At 39.7% G+C, this 16,618-nt stretch carries 15 protein-coding genes; 9 read left to right on the forward strand and 6 right to left on the reverse strand.

The features are described 5' to 3' along the window. Positions 1-32: 32 nt before the first annotated feature. The 3 genes from EXE29_RS03630 (at position 33) to EXE29_RS03640 (ending at position 4,207) form a co-directional block, all read left to right on the forward strand. On the forward strand, positions 33-1,895 hold the full coding sequence (locus EXE29_RS03630) for a SurA N-terminal domain-containing protein (protein ID WP_120363984.1): 1,863 nt from the start codon (positions 33-35) through the stop codon (positions 1,893-1,895). Between the two features lie 142 nt (positions 1,896-2,037). After that, positions 2,038-3,123 (forward strand): hypothetical protein, encoded by a 1,086-nt coding sequence (locus EXE29_RS03635; protein ID WP_120363983.1) that lies wholly within the window; start codon positions 2,038-2,040, stop codon positions 3,121-3,123. A gap of 151 nt (positions 3,124-3,274) precedes the next feature. After that, positions 3,275-4,207, forward strand: a complete 933-nt coding sequence (locus tag EXE29_RS03640; RefSeq protein ID WP_228198707.1) for an alpha/beta fold hydrolase — start codon at positions 3,275-3,277, stop codon at positions 4,205-4,207. A gap of 108 nt (positions 4,208-4,315) precedes the next feature. Here EXE29_RS03640 and EXE29_RS03645 read toward each other — a convergent pair whose 3' ends face one another. After that, entirely contained in the window at positions 4,316-5,188 is an 873-nt protein-coding gene (locus tag EXE29_RS03645) for a DUF2797 domain-containing protein (RefSeq protein WP_120363982.1), read from the reverse strand. Between the two features lie 34 nt (positions 5,189-5,222). On the opposite strand from EXE29_RS03645, the gene EXE29_RS03650 reads away from it, so the two are divergent. Together EXE29_RS03650 and EXE29_RS03655 are read left to right on the forward strand one after the other, a co-directional pair. Then, the gene (locus EXE29_RS03650; RefSeq protein WP_106984764.1) at positions 5,223-5,693 is read left to right on the forward strand and encodes a DUF6231 family protein; all 471 of its coding nucleotides are present in this window, start codon (positions 5,223-5,225) and stop codon (positions 5,691-5,693) included. Between the two features lie 103 nt (positions 5,694-5,796). After that, a complete protein-coding gene (locus tag EXE29_RS03655; RefSeq protein WP_120363981.1) occupies positions 5,797-6,417 on the forward strand; it encodes a YidB family protein in 621 nt (206 codons plus the stop codon). Between the two features lie 90 nt (positions 6,418-6,507). Here the strand turns inward: EXE29_RS03655 and EXE29_RS03660 are convergent, their stop codons facing one another. The 3 genes from EXE29_RS03660 to EXE29_RS03670 are packed head-to-tail and all read right to left on the reverse strand — an operon-like array spanning position 6,508 to position 8,473. Continuing rightward, a complete protein-coding gene (locus EXE29_RS03660) occupies positions 6,508-7,125 on the reverse strand; it encodes an OB-fold-containig protein (RefSeq protein WP_117006689.1) in 618 nt (205 codons plus the stop codon). Between the two features lie 17 nt (positions 7,126-7,142). Continuing rightward, positions 7,143-7,454 (reverse strand): Rieske (2Fe-2S) protein, encoded by a 312-nt coding sequence (locus EXE29_RS03665; protein WP_171356301.1) that lies wholly within the window; start codon positions 7,452-7,454, stop codon positions 7,143-7,145. 14 nt (positions 7,455-7,468) lie between these two features. Continuing rightward, complete coding sequence (locus EXE29_RS03670) at positions 7,469-8,473, reverse strand: adenosine kinase (protein WP_106984760.1); 1,005 nt, start codon at positions 8,471-8,473, stop codon at positions 7,469-7,471. Between the two features lie 271 nt (positions 8,474-8,744). On the opposite strand from EXE29_RS03670, the gene EXE29_RS03675 reads away from it, so the two are divergent. From EXE29_RS03675 to EXE29_RS03690, 4 genes are all read left to right on the forward strand, one after another. Beyond that, a complete protein-coding gene (locus EXE29_RS03675) occupies positions 8,745-9,197 on the forward strand; it encodes a GNAT family N-acetyltransferase (protein ID WP_106984759.1) in 453 nt (150 codons plus the stop codon). Positions 9,198-9,394: 197 nt separating this feature from the next. Continuing rightward, positions 9,395-10,174, forward strand: a complete 780-nt coding sequence (locus EXE29_RS03680) for a COG4705 family protein (RefSeq protein ID WP_117006691.1) — start codon at positions 9,395-9,397, stop codon at positions 10,172-10,174. 196 nt (positions 10,175-10,370) lie between these two features. Continuing rightward, a complete protein-coding gene (locus EXE29_RS03685; RefSeq protein WP_120363980.1) occupies positions 10,371-13,310 on the forward strand; it encodes an insulinase family protein in 2,940 nt (979 codons plus the stop codon). Positions 13,311-13,428: 118 nt separating this feature from the next. After that, positions 13,429-14,514, forward strand: coding sequence for a phospholipase A (locus EXE29_RS03690; protein WP_372658467.1), 1,086 nt, complete (start codon positions 13,429-13,431; stop codon positions 14,512-14,514). Positions 14,515-14,612: 98 nt separating this feature from the next. Here the strand turns inward: EXE29_RS03690 and EXE29_RS03695 are convergent, their stop codons facing one another. Both EXE29_RS03695 and EXE29_RS03700 read right to left on the reverse strand, forming a co-directional pair. Continuing rightward, positions 14,613-15,950: a TrkH family potassium uptake protein gene (locus tag EXE29_RS03695; RefSeq protein ID WP_106984755.1), complete on the reverse strand. Its 1,338-nt coding sequence runs from the start codon at positions 15,948-15,950 to the stop codon at positions 14,613-14,615. Next, entirely contained in the window at positions 15,947-16,600 is a 654-nt protein-coding gene (locus EXE29_RS03700) for a potassium channel family protein (RefSeq protein ID WP_106984754.1), read from the reverse strand. The genes EXE29_RS03695 and EXE29_RS03700 overlap by 4 nt, the downstream gene beginning before the upstream one ends. Positions 16,601-16,618 lie beyond the last annotated feature (18 nt).

A 16,618-nucleotide genomic window follows, 5' to 3' on the forward strand; every position in this document is an offset into this window, starting at 1 on the left:
GAATCAGTCGCAAATAAAATATTGGATTACTTATGGAATCTTTTCGCAAAGTCATCAAGGGCTGGCTAGGCAAAGTTTTGCTCGTTTTGTTTTTAACCCCTTTAGCATTGGTTGGTATTGAGGGTTATTTTAGTGGCGGGTCAAAAGATGCTGTGAAATCCGTAAATGGAACAGACATTTCGCAAAAAGAATTAGAAAATGTCACGAAATCATTTAAAGATCAGTATTTAGCATACGTAAATGGTGATGAAACTCTTCTAAATTTAGATTTCATCAACAATAAAGCGATGGATACACTGATTTCACGCCAGTTACTATTACAACAAGCTGAAAAATTGGGTATTAGCTTAAGTGATCAGCAATTAATCCAAATGATTCATCAACAGCCAAGTTTCCAAGAAAATGGTGTGTTTTCGGATGAGATGTTTGCTAAATATTTGGCTTCTATTGGTATGACGAATCGTCAATTTTTAGACAATTTACGTCAAGATCATGCACTTAAAATGCTATCGACGACTTTTACTGATAATCCATTGGTCAGTAAGGTTGATATCCAACAAATTGCAAATTTACAAACTGAACAGCGCAGCATTCAGTTGGCGAGCATTCATTTAGATGAATACAAAAAAGCAGTTAAAGTAACTGACGCTGAAATTGTAGCTTATTTTGAAAAACATAAAGCTCAGTTTAAACAGCCAACTTCTGCTGATGTTGATTTTGTTGTTTTGAGCCCTGCTAATTTACCAGCAGTAAATACAGCGCCAAGTGAAGCTGAATTACAGCAAGCGTATAATGATTATGCTGAAAAACTGAAAAAAGATGCTCAGCCAATTGTGAAGCATATTTTGATTACAGCAGGTGATCGTACAGATGCTGAAGCAAAAGCTTTGGCCGTATCTGTAGCTGACAAAATTAAAGCAGGTTTAAGCTTTGATAAAGCGGCAGCACAGTTCTCTGAAGATCCTGCATCTAAAGCACAAGGCGGTAAGCTTGCCGTATATAGTAAGGGCGCTTATGGTGATGCCTTTGATCAAACTGTTGCAACTGCAAAAGTAGGTCAAGTGTCTGCACCTGTAAAAACGAAATTTGGTTATCACTTAATTGAAGTTGAAGGTGCGGTTGCAAGTGTGCCTGCATTTGAAACACAAAAAGCACGTTTAGCAGAAGAATTACTTGTTGCTAAAAAAGCCAATGCTTTTGCTGATACGGTAAATACGTTAAATGACCAAGTGGTAAGTAGTGATGCACTTGATGTGATTTCGCAAGACGTTAAAGGCGTATCAGTTCAAACTGTTAAAGGTTTAACTTTAGCTTCGCGTCATCCGGTTTTAAGCGAAAATGCGACAAAATCTAAAATCTTTAATGATGATGTGAAAAACGGTGATCGTAACGTTTCGAGTAGCATTCAGTTAAGTAATGGCGATGTTGTTTGGTTGAAAGTACGTGATTATCATCAAGCTGGTGAGCAGTCTTTAAATGCTGTTAAGCCTTTGGTTAAAGCTAAACTGATTGAACAAAAAGCGTATGATGCTGCAAAAGCTAAAATTCAAACTGTATTAAATGAGTTCAAAACAAAACCAGCAGCGGCTGTTGTTAAAACAGGTTTGAGCTTTGAAAATGCAGGCACATTTACACGTGCAGATGGTCTACTAAAACGTGACTTGCAGCGCGCCGCATTTAGTGTGGCTGCGCCAAAAGCAGGTTTTTGGTCTGTAACAACAGCAAGTATGCCAAATGAATTGGTGGTGGTTGCGGTAACAAATGTGAATAAAAATGTGAGTGCAATTCCAGCTGAACAAGTGGCAGAGCTACAGAAGTTGTATCAACAACTTCGCGGTCAGCAAGAGTTTGATGATTACACTCGTTATTTGAAGGCACATGCCAAAATTAAATAAAATGTGATCAGCTTCATGTAAAAAACCAGCCTAAAGGCTGGTTTTTTTATTTATATTTCAAAGTTTTATAAAATGCATGTTAGTCTGCTGATGCGTAAAAAATTGCATTTATAAATACTGAGTATATTTGGGGGAATAGAAAATGAAAATAAATAAGTTCAATCTGATTGAGCCAGCACAATTCAATTTGATTGATTTATTTGCATTGTATAAAAACTTCCTGAGCGCATTGCAAATACAATTAACTCCAACAACGCCAGAAGTTATTGAAAGCCATGCTTATTTGGTTGGGACTGCAGATCCTTATGCAACCGTCGTGCTTGTGGCAACTGATGTGGAGTATCGTGTTCGGGCAGATGCGCATGGCAACTGGAATATCGAAAACCCAATGATCAATGGGGGGAGTTTGACGCTTTATGTAGTGAATGCATTTGGCTTGCGCTCAGAAGAGATTAGCATTGCTGTGATTCCTGCACCTGAAATTGTAACGGCACCTGCTGTGCCTGTAATTTTGGAGCAAGGCGCGTATTTAAGTGGGACTGCAGATGCAAATGTATCGATTGTGATTCATGCTGAGGGTGTGGAGTATCGTATACCAACTGATGCGGATGGCCATTGGAGCATTGAAAATCCAATTATCAATGGTGGCAGTTTAATGCTCTATGCTGAAAGTGACAGCGGGCTTCAATCTGAGCAGATTGGTCTGGCAATTTTAATGCCTGAAATACCGCAAATGCCAGAAATTCCTCAGGTGATGGTAAATGGCGATATTTTATCGGGTACAGCATCTGCCCAGCATAAAGTGATTGTAACTGTAAATGCGCAAGAGTACGTAACGTATAGCGATGCATCTGGCCAGTGGGCTATGGATAATCCCATCAAACACGGTGGTTTTGCTTCAATTGTGACTGAAAATGGGCAGGGTGTACGTTCAGCTGAAATTCAAGTTGCAAAATTGGCTTTTTTTGAACATGAAACCGAAGTGCAAATCACCGACATTTTACTTTTAGCAGAAGGCGTTAACAGTAGTGAAGAACTCACATATTCAGATGATGTTGCGACAAGCGTAGATTTATCTGCACTTTTAACAGCCCATCAAGAGGATGTGCTTTATGCGGATCATACAGTAGCGACGAGCTCCGTACACTCTCAAAGTATTCCGTTGCATACTGCAACGACGTCAAATTTACTTGATGACGGACTCCAACAAAACAATTGGATTGGCTAGTAAAATGTGACTAAACCAGCTTTTGAGCTGGTTTTTTTTGTGGCTGATTTTGGTCGGATAGCGACTTTTGGGCAAATGCTTTTTTATAGAGGATACGAATAAATCAAATATAGAAGAAAACGTGGAAAATATTGAAATGGAGATCAAGGCTATGAAGGCTTATTTGAGTGCTTTGCTGCTGTGTTTCATCAGTGGTTTATTAAATGCAGCTGAAATTAATTTTCAAAATATTTTACAGCAAGAACGCACTTGGGCAGGACTAGAAAGTAAAACGTTAAAAGTGGGTGAGGTTGAATGGCGCTATAGTGAAGGCGGGAGTCGTTCTAAGCCAACCTTATTATTACATGGACTGTCTGGTACACGAGATAATTGGAATCGTGTCGCACGTTATTTTACACCTTATTATCATGTGATTATTCCAGACCTACCTGCGCATGGTGAAACCAAAACGCCAGAAAATTTTGATTTATCCATTCCAAACTTAACTGAAAAGTTGCGTCGTTTTGCTGATGCAGCACAATTTGACCCAAACTTGCATCTTGCTGGTCATTCAATGGGAGGTGCTATTGCAATGTTATATGCGGCTCAATACCCAACAGAAGTGAAATCATTGCTTTTGGTGGATGCAGCAGGCGTGTATAAGTCAGCCAATACGGCCTATCTTAAAAACCCAGAACAATTAAGAAATATTGTGGTAGAAAGGCCAGGTGATTTTGATCGATTGATGAACATTGCCATGCAAGCGCCTCCGTTTATTCCACAAGAGTTAAAGGTGGCGCAAGAAAAGCTTATGATTGCGCAGTCTAAAAATACCCATAAAATGGTTTCGACTTTGGTGGAAATGTCAAAACTCTATACGCCAGAATCTTTTGCCATGGCGACGCGAATGATTGATGCGCCCGTGATGATTGTTTGGGGGCGAAATGATCAAGTAATTAATGTTGAGGTTGCACAGGAGTTACATGGCTTATTTAAAAAGAGTGAAGCACCTTTAATTTTAAATGGAGTGGGTCACATGCCGATCTTAGAGGCAGAGCAATTGGTGGCACAGCCGTATTTGAAGTTTTTAAACACAGTTAAATAGCCTAAGCTAATTTGGATCTGTTGAAGTTCAGTATTTAAATAGGGTGCACATAGCAAATAAAAAAAAGCAGGATCGTATCCTGCTTTTTTATAACGAATTACGCTTTTATTATTCGGCACGTACTTTGAGTTCATAACCTGTATATTTGCGAATATTAATTACACCTGTATCCATAATCAGGTATTGGCCTTTAATGCCGTGCAATTTGCCACGGACAATAGGTGTTTTATCTAGATTATGAGACTTCACTTTTTCAGGATATTGCTCAACAGGGTAGATAAACTGGCGTGGTTTTTCATTTTCTAAAACTTCAATTCCTTCATTGAATTCAAGTTTTTGACTAAACTCATCGCGAATGATTTGAATTTTAGGCGCAAATTCTTCGAGTAATTGTTCACGAATACCAATTAAATCAATTGGATCAGCTTCGCCCTTAAGGAGTTTACGCCAATCTGTTTTGTCGGCGACTTGCGTACCAAACATGATTTCCAGTTGGCCAGATAAGCGACGTGATCCCACTTTCATAATTGGGAGTGCTTGGGTTGCACCTTGGTCTAGCCAACGCGTTGGCATTTGGCCCAAACGTGTAATACCTACTTTAAGCGCGCTTGAATTGGCCAAATAGACGATATGGGGTTGAAAGCAGACGTCGTGTGCAAAGCTGTCTTCACGGCAAGTTCCTAGATGGTAATGGCATGTTTCTGGTTTCATAATGCACATGTCACAAGACGCTTTGGTTTTAAAGCATTTAAAGCAATGACCCTGTGAATAGGACTTTGGTGTTTTTGAACCGCAAGAAACACAATAGATTTTACCTGTCCATTCAAGTTCAATTTCTTGACCAACACTGAATGGAAGCTCAATATCTGAACGATCTAATATGAGTTTGTATTCAACATTTGCCTTGTGTATATGTTGATCAGTTACACTAAGGTCTTTAAGGCCTGCATGCATTTTATGGCAAATGCCTTGTAGTTCCATACAAAATACTCACTTTAAACTAAGGATGCAGTAAATGGCTGAACAGAATGTCATCACTTCAATGCTAGACGATTTATCCACCGAACAGCCCATTTCAACTGCATTATGTATTGGTCAAAATATTGAGCAATACGGTCATGATCATTTAATTTCTTGGCAATATTTTAACGTAACTGACTTTTTAAGTCTGCCTTTTACCCAACGTTTTGACTTGGGATTTGTCTTGCTCGATACAGAAGAATGGCTGGGTGTAAGTGAAACGCAAAAAAGCCAAATTTTAGTCAAACTACGCGATTTAATGGCAAAGCGGATTGTGGTGGTCAGTCGTTTACAAGATGAAAAAATGCTTCGCGCTTTGGGTTTTACGCAATTAATTGACAAGACCACTCATGAAAGTGATTTTGCGTTATGGCAGTTTAATATTTTGACCTATAAGCATGTACCAGATTGGTTTAATTCAAAATTTTGGGCAAACCCAGAAAACTGGAATAAGTTCCGTTGGTAAAATTATGACTCTGTTAGTAGGCTAAATAAAATTAACAAAGATCAACAATGTATGAAATAAAAGCGTCGTATGCTGTAGTGATAATTTTATTTGGACTATAAACATGACAAATTTAAGTAATATCGTGGAAATTCTAGCAAAGCAGGCATTAGGCGGGGCAAATAATCAACAGGATACAAACTCAGGCGTAGGTGGCTTGGGAGGTATTTTAGGATCTGTGCTCGGTCAATTGGGTGGTGCAACTAATCAGCAAAGCAATGCGCAAGGCGGGCTTGGAGGTATTCTTGGATCTGTCTTAGGTCAATTAGGTGCAGGTCAACAGTCAACTGCAGGTGTGGGTGGTTCTAAGGCATCATCTTTATTAATTGCGGTATTGCCATTGGTACTTGCATGGATTCAAAAGCAAGGTGGCTTGCAAGGTGCTTTGGATAAACTCAGAGGGCAAGGCTTTAGCAGTCAAGTTGATGATTGGGTATCTACGGGCGAAGGTGATAACTTGGCTGTTAATCCACAGCAAGTTCAAAGTCTTTTTGATGACCAAGAAGTTGAGCAAGTTGCACAAGAAACTCAAATGCCAAAGCAAGATGTTTATAGTGCAATTTCTTCGGTATTACCGCAAATTATAGATGCTTTAACACCACAAGGTGAACAAACCAGTAAAACTGAGGCAAATGCCGACATTCAGCAAGTATTGGGCTTGGTCTCAGGCTTTCTTAAAAAATAAATAATTGTTTTGATCGTATTTTAGCTGCCCTTACGGATGGATGCTGTAGGGGCTTTTGATGCTAAATGATTGAAGACGAAGTATTCAGCCTTATGCATCAAGATCGAGTTTAAAAAGCTGATTCGCTTCGCAGATTTTTTTGGCTACGTAATGCGATCTTTTTAAACGGATCAGAATAATTTGCGATTGAAATTCGAGTTCGCCAAATTCAGGTTCAACTTGTACATAGTGGAGTTGACCAAATTCATCGCGTACGCGAGCTTGTGCTGAAAAACCTGGGCGGGCACTGCCACTGGAGATTGTTGCAAGGCGACCAAGTAGATTTACATTTGGGCGTTGATATTTACTTGGAATGACTTGATCCAAGCAATGAATCATAAAAACAGTAAAAAAGATGGCAATAATCAGCGCTGGTAGGGCCAAATAATACCAAGGGAAAAATTCTAGCTCTTGTGCATATATACACAATTGTAAAAAATATCCAGCAAGACTGAAGTTCATGAGTAAAAAGAACATAATCAGCATTTTAGAGAACTTAACATTCAAAATAGGTAAGTCATCGAGCTGTTTAGGGGATATTTTTTTGAGCAACATGCTAGGTCGAAGATTGAGATAGAAACCAATGGTTTCGGCCACACCAAGCAAAACCACAGCAATAAGACTTAAATGAAAGGGAATTAAGTCAATTTCTGTGAATAAGTTTGGCATGGCAAGACCTTTAGGTTTTATTCTTCGTTAAGATAGATTCCGCCATCAGAATGCACGTTAATATCTACTTTTTCAAGTGCTTGACCTTGGCACGGGCCAGATACACATTCACCAGTTTCAACTAAAAATAGAGCACCGTGTGTTGAGCATTCAATCATTTCTTGATCACGATCTAAGAATTGATTTTCCAAAAACTCAAGCTCTACTTGTAAATGTGGACAGAGATTTTGGTAGGCAAAAAAACCACCATCACGTTGTGTAATAAAAATAGTATCGCCATTTGGAAGCTCAAAAGAACGCGCTTCGCGCTCAGGCACATCCTCAGTCATGCAAATTTTATACATTAAGCACATTCCTTTTGAAAGCTATTTAATAGTGTTGCATAAGCATCATTGGCAAGACGTGGGCCAAATTGAGCAACAACTTCACTTGAGATTAAGATCGCAAGTTCGGCAGCAGTTTGAATATTAAAGTCAGCATTTAAAGCATATAAGAATGCGCCTGCAAAAGCATCACCAGCGCCATTGGTATCAATCGCATTAACTTTGCGACCTGCAACACTAAAAGTTTCGCCAGCGTGGTGAATACGTGCACCTTGTGCGCCCATTGTAATGACAACGTCCTTACTTAATGCTTTAAGTGCCTCTAATGCTGCATCAATGCTCTCAGTGCGTGTGTACATTAAAGCTTCTTGCTCATTGCAGAGTAATAAGTCTACGCCGTTGCCTACAAGCTCATCGAGACCTTCACGTGCGTATTGAACCATTGCTGGATCAGACAAAGTAAGGGCAATTTTCACATGATTGGCTTGTGCAATTTCACGTGCTTGTTTTACTGCTTTACGTGCAGTTTCGCTAGTTGATAAATAGCCTTCTAGGTACAACCATTTCGCAGTGGTTAAAGGGTCGAAGTCAATTTGAGCTTCAGAAAGTTCAGCTGTGATACCGAGGTAAGTGTGCATTGTACGTTCGCTATCTTCACTGACGAGTACCATGCATGTACCTGTTGTGCCTTCACTGATTGATTTTTCAGTAGTAGCAATGCCTGCTTCATTGAGGCCTTTAAGATAAATTGAGCCTAAATCGTCATTGCCTACGCGGCAACCATAAAATGCAGAACCACCTAATGCGCTAAATGCAACTGTTGTGTTGGCTGCAGAACCACCAGAAGCTTGACCTTTATAGTCTTGGCTTGCTTGTAGGTTTTGGAAAAGCGTTGCTTGAGTTTGACCATCTGTAAGTTGCATGGTGCCTTTTTGCAAGTTTTGTTCAAGAAGGAAGTGATCAGAAACTTTAAATTCCTGGTCAATTAACGCATTACCAATTGCAAAAAGATCAACAGTTGCCATGTCTTTCGGTCACATCAAAAAAATGAAAACCTAAGTTTACACGAATGCTCAGGATTGCTGTAGTTTGTTGAATAAAATTCATTTTATGGGTTTTGGCTGAAAATTAGACAAAAACAGCGCATTTATAGGTTTTTTTAACGATTTATATTTTATTTGTAGTGCTTTGCTATTGATCAATTGTGATTTTTTTATTTTGATAGGTGCATTGGGTCATGCCATTCGTTTCGGGCGGTATGAATGATAAAAAACGATGAATTATAAGTGTGAGTATATGGAAATTAGTATTCGACAAGCCGATGGTTTGCCAGCGCAAATCGAGCAATTAGCAGCATTGGCACGACAAGAAGGCTATCAATTTATTTACAAACTTATAGAGGAATTCCAAAGCGGAAAAAATCGTTTTGATCAATCAGGTGAATTTTTACTCCTTGCGTATGATCAAGACCAGCTGATTGGTTGTGGTGGTTTAAACCAACAATGGGGAGACGCTGGTGTAGAAGACCGTATAGGTCGTGTACGACGTTTTTATGTGCATCCAAAGTATCGTCAATATGGCGTAGGTAAGGCGCTGTTGCAACATTTGGAAAAGCAAGCTAAGCCATTTTATTCAGCACTTTGCCTGAATACTGAGCAAAAAGGTGCTGCTGGCTTTTATCAAAAGCACAATTATGTGTTTGTCGAAAGTCATCCAAACTACAATTATTTTAAATATCTGATCGCATAATATCTGTTGGATGAATAAAAACCCTATCTAAATAGGGTTTTTTTATGAGTTATTATTTTATTATTCATCGTATTAGCCTCATGTGATTACCAAATAAGATTTAACTTTGAGTGTCATCTGCTGTCACTTTCTTTTAATCTGTTTTTAAGTTCTGCACCTAACAATAAACTTATGTTCTGTAGATGAAGCATCTAAACATGATTGCGACAAATGACACAGCGTATTCAAAAGAATTGCTTTCGAAAGTTCCACAAATTACAGCGTTGTTTTGGCTCACAAAAATCTTTGCGACAACCTTTGGCGAAACTGCGGGTGATGCGGTTTCAATGTCAATGAATTTAGGATATTTGGTCAGTACCTTTATCTTTGCTGCTATTTTTATTGCATTGGTGATTGCACAAATTCGGGCCAAAACCTATCAACCATTTTTGTATTGGGCGACCATTATTGCCAGTACTACTGTCGGTACGACTTTGGCTGATTTTGTCGATCGATCTTTAGGCATTGGTTATGTCGGTGGGAGTACTTTGCTATTGAGTTTGGTGCTCATTTCACTGTTTGTGTGGCATAAAGCTGAAGGCAGTATTTCTCCACATGCGGTTAATCATCCGCGTGCAGAATTGTTTTACTGGTTAACGATTACATTTTCACAAACACTGGGTACAGCCTTAGGAGACTGGTCTGCGGATAGTGCAGGCTTGGGCTATACCGGGGGAATTATGCTCTTTAGTGGTCTGATTATTTTTATATTAGCATTGTATCGTTTTACTTCGGTGTCGCGTACGCTACTGTTTTGGGCGGCTTTTGTATTAACGCGTCCCTTGGGTGCTGTGGTTGGCGACTTCTTAGATAAACCTATCAGTTCTGGTGGATTAGATTTAAGCCGATTTGGTGCCTCAGCGGTGTTGCTCATTGCAATTATCATTTGTGTGATATGGGCCAAAGCGCAGGATAAAAAAACGGTATCAACTTTATAGCAATTGCATTTCGACTGAAGTCAGTCATTTAAATTGTTTCAGTAGATGTCCGCGTAAAGGCTTTAAATTCTCCTCAATAGGAAGCATTTGGAAAGTAGACTAATTTGCTTGGAAAATTATCAATCAATGAGTCGTATTGATGTTTTTCAGGTTATACTCAGAACACTTAAAAAATGCTTTGAATTGAGGAGACCACATGACTGTAGATGTCACTGAAACCATTTCACAAACTGTACATCCTGCGTTTCAGTTGGTACGTCAACACCATGTTGAAGCCCTAGACATTTTAGTGTCTGAATATAAACATAAAGTGACTGGCGCAGTGCATTATCATTTGGCTGCCAATCATGACGAAAACGTATTTTTGGTGGCATTTCGCACCCAGCCTATGGATTCAAAAGGCGAAGCGCATATTTTAGAGCACACAGCTTTGTGTGGTTCAGAAAAATTTCCCGTACGCGATCCGTTCTTTTTAATGATCCGCCGTTCACTCAACACATTTATGAACGCATTTACGGCAGCGGATTGGACAGCATATCCATTTGCGACACAAAACAAAAAAGATTTCCAAAACTTACTTGAAGTGTATATGGATGCTGCCTTTGCAGCGAACTTAAATCCATTAGATTTCGCTCAAGAAGGTATTCGTATTGAGTTGGAAAATGGTGACCCTGTATATAAGGGTGTGGTATTTAATGAAATGAAAGGGGCAATGAGCTCACCTTCAGATCAGCTTTATCATCAGCTCGCACATCATTTATTCCCAGAAACAACTTACCATTACAACTCTGGTGGCGATCCGAAAGACATTCCAGATTTGAGCTATGAAGAACTGGTAAATTTCTATAAATCGCATTATCACCCAAGTAATGCCGTATTTATGACCTTTGGTAATGAGTCCGCATATAACTTACAAGAACAGTTTGAAACTCTAGCTCTGTCTAAGTTTCAGCAAGGTGAGACTTTATACTCTAAAGCAGAACGCCGTTTAACTGCACCTGTAACAGTGACTGAAAGCTATGCAGTAGATGCAGAAGATTTAAAAGACAAAACGTATCACATCATTTCATGGTTATTACCAGAAGCCAGTGATATTAAATTGCGCTTGGGTATGCGTTTGGTTGAAGGAATTTTACTTGAAGATTCAGCTTCACCTTTACGTCATTATTTAGAAACTTGTGGTTATGCACAGTCTACTGGCCCAATTATGGGTGTAGATGATTCAAACTTTGAGATGACTTTCTACTGTGGTGTACAAGGTTCAAACCCTGAGCATGCAGAAGAATTTAAAGCTGGTGTATTTAAGGTCCTTGAGCAAGTTGCTTCTGCACCTGTAGATGCGCAAATGGTTGAAGCAATTTTGCATCAAATCGAATTGCACCAACGTGAAATTAATGGTGATGGTACACCATACGGCTTAAGCTTAATTTTGAATGGTTTAGGGAGTGCTATTCATCACTCTGACCCCGTACATGTATGGGATGTAGACACGGCCATTGAACAAGTGAAAGAAGAGTTGAAAGACCCAATGTGGCTTTCAAACTTGATCAAAACGCATCTGATTGATAATCAACACCGTGTGCAAATGACTTTGGTGCCTGATGCAGAAAAATCAGCTAAAGAAGCTGAAGCAGAAAAAGCACGCTTGGCAGCGATTGGTGCGCAATTAACAGATGAACAAAAAGCGGAAATTTTAGCGCAAACTGAAGCACTTAAAGTACGCCAAGATACACCTGATGATCTGAATCTTTTACCTAAAGTAGGTTTAGAAGATGTGCCAGCAGAATTGCAAATTGTGCAAGGTCAACTGCGTGAAATTATCAGCAATGGTTTAGATACGCCGTTGAATTTGTACCATGCTGGAACCAACGGTATTTATTACCAACAAGTGTTAGTGCAAATTCCACAAGACATCGTGCAGTCACCATATTTCAACTTACTGTCAATTTTGGTAGGTGAAGTTGGTGCGGGTGAATATGACTATCTTGAGTTGCAACAGCTACAAACAGCTGTCAGCGGCGGTCTTGGCATGGGTGCATCTTTACGCTCAAAACTAGACGATAAAAACCAAATTACAGCATGGTTAACGTTGACCACAAAGTCTTTGGTTAATAATTTAGACGCGATTCGTTTATTGAAAGTAGCCTTTGAACAACTACGTTTTGATGAAAAAGACCGCATTATTGAGTTATTACAACAACGTAAAACGCGTTGGCAGTCGCGTGTTTCGGGCGCTGGTCATAGCTATGCGATGCAAGTTGCGGGCCGTAACCACAGTGCTTTAGCACTACGTGATTATAATAATACGGGTTTAGGCGCACTCAATTGGTTAACAGAGCTTACAGCGAAAATCGAACAAGATGAAACTGCGTATGATGCACTCATTGCAGAATTGCAGTTGATTCATCATCGTATCTTAAAAGCACCTAAACAGTTCTTGTTGGTTTGTGAAGAGCATCAATCTGAACGCTTGGTTGAAGAAGTTCAAACCATTTGGGATAAGTTATCTATTGAACCAAATGATCGTGAACTGACTCAAGTTAAAGCAACTGTTACAGAAAACGATGAAGCTTGGTTAATTCAAGCCAATGTTCAATTCTGTTCAGCTGCTTATCCTGCTGTAGAAGTATCACACCCAGATGCGGCACCGTTAATGGTGTTAGCTGCTTATTTACGTAATGGTTTCTTACATAGTGCGATTCGTGAAAAAGGCGGTGCTTATGGTGGTGGTGCAAGCTATGACGGCAATGCTTGTTCATTCCGTTTCTATAGCTACCGTGACCCGCGCTTAGCAGAAACATTCCAAGACTTTGATGCCAGCATTGAGTGGTTGTTAAATGCACCGCAACAAGAACATCAGCTGGAAGAAGCAATTTTAGGTTTAATTGCGAGTATGGATAAACCAGGTTCGCCAGCAGGTGAAGCGATTACAGCGTGTTATTCATTGCTTCATAAGCGCACGCCTGCATATCGTAAGTTGCTTCGTACGCGCTTACTTGCAGTGAACTTAGATGATTTGAAGCGTGTCGCTACAACATATATTCAATCGCAAAAACCAACAAAGGCCGTGGTTGCACCTGTTGCGAAACGTGACATTTTGATGGAACTTGGTTTTGATATTAAACAAGTGAACTAAATAAATAAAACAAGAAGGGAACTTTATGACGCTTCGTAACTCTATGCGTAAGTCTTTACAGTATGGTGTTGCTTTTACTGCATGCGTGGTTGTAACCGCGCATGCTGATGTACAAACAATATCTGCGCCTCTGGCAAAAGATACGCCTAACCCAGCATCTGCACAGGCCTGTGTAGCATTAGATTCAAATGTTGAGCGTTTGACTTGCTACGATACTTTGTTTAGACCATTACCCACGGTAAATGCGCCTTCATTGGTTTCGGAACGTCAAGCGGCTCAGGAAATTAAACCTGAGGCGACGGCTAAGCTTAGCTTGAAAGAAAAAGTAAATAATGCATTGTCTGAGCATTTATTTGCAGTTGAAGCGCCGAAGTTATCTCCTGATTTGTCTTTATTAGATCGACGCTGGGAGCTTTCACCTGAGAGTAAGTTAGGTACATGGAATATTCGTGCATATCAACCTGTGTATTTATTGCCAGGCTTTTGGAGTTCAGATAAAAATGAACAACCGAACAGCCCAAATCCACTCAATAAAGTAACAGCAGCTGAAGAAACACGCTTAACCTCGATGGAAGCTAAATTCCAGTTGTCATTAAAAACCAAGGCAGTTGAAAACTTGTTTGGTGACAATGGCGATGTTTGGTTGGGTTATACGCAGTCATCTCGTTGGCAAGTTTATAACGAAGACGAATCTCGTCCATTTCGTGAAACCAATTATGAACCTGAAGCCAGTATTGTATTTCGTACTAACTATGAATTACTGGGTTTAAATTGGCGCATGTTGGGCCTGACCTTTAACCATCAATCGAATGGTCGTTCTGACCCGTGGTCACGCAGCTGGAATCGTGTGATTTTAAATCTAGGTTTTGAGCGTGATAACTTTGCGCTAATGCTTCGTCCTTGGTATAGACTTGAAGAAGATATGCCTGATGACAATAACCCAGATATTAAAAATTATGTGGGCCGTGGTGATATGACTGCGTTTTATCGCTGGAATGATCATGAGTTTAGCTTAATGCTACGTCATTCATTAAAAGGTGGTGATGACTCACATGGTGCAATGCAGTTTGATTGGTCATTTCCAATCAGTGGTAAGTTACGTGGTACCGTACAATTATTTGATGGTTATGGCGAAAGCTTAATTGATTATAACCACCGTGCGACTTATGTCGGGGTGGGTGTATCTTTGATGAATTGGTATTAAATGATTTGATAATAGCGACTTAGCTATCACTTAAAAACCACGCCGAGGCGTGGTTTTTTATATGCGTGATTGAGGTTTTGGGTGTTGGATTATGTGAATTATCCAATCTGAATTTCGGCTTGTGGATGTTTTAAGCGACTCTTTTTAGGGGTGGCAATTAAATAGGCCAAGGTTAATGGCCCTAAACGACCAGCAAACATCAGTAGCATCAGCACCCACAGACTCGCAGGTTGCAAATCATCAGTAATCCCACGTGATAAGCCTACCGTACAGGCTGCTGAGACAGTTTCAAATAATAAATCCAAAAAGTTTTTATTTGGCTCAAGGAGCAATAAACTAAAAAAGCCAAGAAAAATCAGCATAACTGTAATAGAAACCACGGCAAATGCTTTAAATGATGTTACTTTAGATACCGAGTGATTGAACACGCGAAGTTCATCTTGGCGCCTTAAAAAAGTAATAACGCTGAGTATCATAATAATAAAAGTGCCAACTTTAATGCCACCCGCCGTACTGAGTGAACCCCCACCAATGAACATAAGAAGCATAGTTACCAATGCAGATGCATTGCTCATGTGCTCTAACGGTAAGCTATTGAAACCAGAAGAGCGGGGCACGGTCGCGTGGAACCAGGCATTAACCGCTTGATCGCCCAAACTCATGTGTGCCAAAGTTAGCGGATTATTGGCTTCTAAACCCCACATAATCAGAAAAGCCGTGATATTTAAACCTAAAATACTGCTTAAAATAAGTTTGCTGTTGGTGCTTAAGCTACGCCATTTTTTATTGCGTTTGATGTCCATCAGGACTAAAAAACCAACCCCGCCAATGATATACAGCATACTGATCGTAAAGGTAATAATGTATTGGTCGGCAAAGCTCATTAAGCTATTAGGGAAGAGGGAAAATCCCCCATTGTTAAAGGCGGAAATACTGTAAAAGGCGGCATAGAAAAATGCTTGGGCAAAGTTGTAATCATCTAGCCATGCAATCGTTAAGACAATGGTGCCAATAGCTTCAAAAAATAATGAGTAGAGTAAGACGCCTTTAATAGTGTAACTCACCTTACGTAAACTGGTTTCTCCAATAGTGTCTTGCGCTAAAATTTGCTGTTTTAAGCCAATTTTTGGAGAAAGGCTCATAACTGCTAATATGGCAAATGTCATAAAGCCTAAGCCACCACATTGAAGTAAAAGCATAATGATGACTTTGCCAAACACAGTATAAGCTTCACCGACATTCACAACCGATAATCCAGTAATTGTAACTGCCGAAGTTGCTGTAAATAAAGCATGTAACCAGCTTAGCTCTTGATGATGCGCAAAGGGAAGCTTCAGCAATAAGGTGCCAATGCAAATTAGACTGAGAAAGCCCAATGCTAATATGCTGGGTGGACTAAGATTGAGCGTCTTGCGCTTTTTATTATGTAGTTTCATTCGGTTTTAAAGTGCTTTGCGAGTCGACGTAATGGTTCGAGTAAACCTTCAACAACTAAAATATCATTGGTTTGCAAAATCATATTTGGGTCAATGCTAAATAAAATCTCTGGACCGCGTTTATGCAGTAGCGTTCGGACTTCATTTTGATCCATTAACTGGTGAAAGCGCATGCCATTTTGAGCTTCCTTAAGTTGTACTTTAACAATGTAATGATCGTCATCTAAGACCATATAGCGACTAACCATTGGATAGCTTAGAGATTGCGCTACACGTACACCCATGTCTTCTTCAGGGTGAATAATTTTAGTCACACCCAAATGGGTTAAAATCATGTGATGTGCTTTAGATTTGGCTTTCACCCAGATCTTTTTTAGCCCCATATTTTTAAGATGGAGCACACATAAAATACTGGCTTCAATGTCTTCACCAATTGCCACCACAGCAGCATCACAGTTTTGTATATTTAATTCCTGTAGTACATGCTCATCTGTTGCATCGGCAATAACAGCATGGGTCAGTTGTTCGGAAATACTTTCGACGTATTTTTTGTTGCTGTCTATACCAATGACATCATGATGAAGTCCAATCAATTCCGTGGCAACAGTTGCGCCAAAACTACCCAAACCAATGACTGCAAATTGCGCCATATTCAGTCCTTTTTATTA

This window comes from Acinetobacter sp. WCHAc060006, from assembly GCF_004209135.1.
Taxonomy (GTDB): Bacteria; Pseudomonadota; Gammaproteobacteria; order Pseudomonadales; family Moraxellaceae; genus Acinetobacter; species Acinetobacter cumulans.

What these genes read in the sequence shown, in the direction of transcription:
- EXE29_RS03630 (WP_120363984.1), top strand. Translation starts at nt 33, where the DNA reads ATGGAATCTTTTCGCAAAGTCATCAAGGGCTGGCTAGGCAAAGTTTTG.
- EXE29_RS03665 (WP_171356301.1), bottom strand. Translation starts at nt 7,454, where the DNA reads ATGACTGAGGATGTGCCTGAGCGCGAAGCGCGTTCTTTTGAGCTTCCA.
- EXE29_RS03680 (WP_117006691.1), top strand. Translation starts at nt 9,395, where the DNA reads ATGATTGCGACAAATGACACAGCGTATTCAAAAGAATTGCTTTCGAAA.
- EXE29_RS03660 (WP_117006689.1), bottom strand. Translation starts at nt 7,125, where the DNA reads ATGCCAAACTTATTCACAGAAATTGACTTAATTCCCTTTCATTTAAGT.
- EXE29_RS03685 (WP_120363980.1), top strand. Translation starts at nt 10,371, where the DNA reads ATGACTGTAGATGTCACTGAAACCATTTCACAAACTGTACATCCTGCG.
- EXE29_RS03670 (WP_106984760.1), bottom strand. Translation starts at nt 8,473, where the DNA reads ATGGCAACTGTTGATCTTTTTGCAATTGGTAATGCGTTAATTGACCAG.
- EXE29_RS03640 (WP_228198707.1), top strand. Translation starts at nt 3,275, where the DNA reads ATGAAGGCTTATTTGAGTGCTTTGCTGCTGTGTTTCATCAGTGGTTTA.
- EXE29_RS03675 (WP_106984759.1), top strand. Translation starts at nt 8,745, where the DNA reads ATGGAAATTAGTATTCGACAAGCCGATGGTTTGCCAGCGCAAATCGAG.
- EXE29_RS03650 (WP_106984764.1), top strand. Translation starts at nt 5,223, where the DNA reads ATGGCTGAACAGAATGTCATCACTTCAATGCTAGACGATTTATCCACC.
- EXE29_RS03700 (WP_106984754.1), bottom strand. Translation starts at nt 16,600, where the DNA reads ATGGCGCAATTTGCAGTCATTGGTTTGGGTAGTTTTGGCGCAACTGTT.
- EXE29_RS03635 (WP_120363983.1), top strand. Translation starts at nt 2,038, where the DNA reads ATGAAAATAAATAAGTTCAATCTGATTGAGCCAGCACAATTCAATTTG.
- EXE29_RS03695 (WP_106984755.1), bottom strand. Translation starts at nt 15,950, where the DNA reads ATGAAACTACATAATAAAAAGCGCAAGACGCTCAATCTTAGTCCACCC.
- EXE29_RS03655 (WP_120363981.1), top strand. Translation starts at nt 5,797, where the DNA reads ATGACAAATTTAAGTAATATCGTGGAAATTCTAGCAAAGCAGGCATTA.
- EXE29_RS03645 (WP_120363982.1), bottom strand. Translation starts at nt 5,188, where the DNA reads ATGGAACTACAAGGCATTTGCCATAAAATGCATGCAGGCCTTAAAGAC.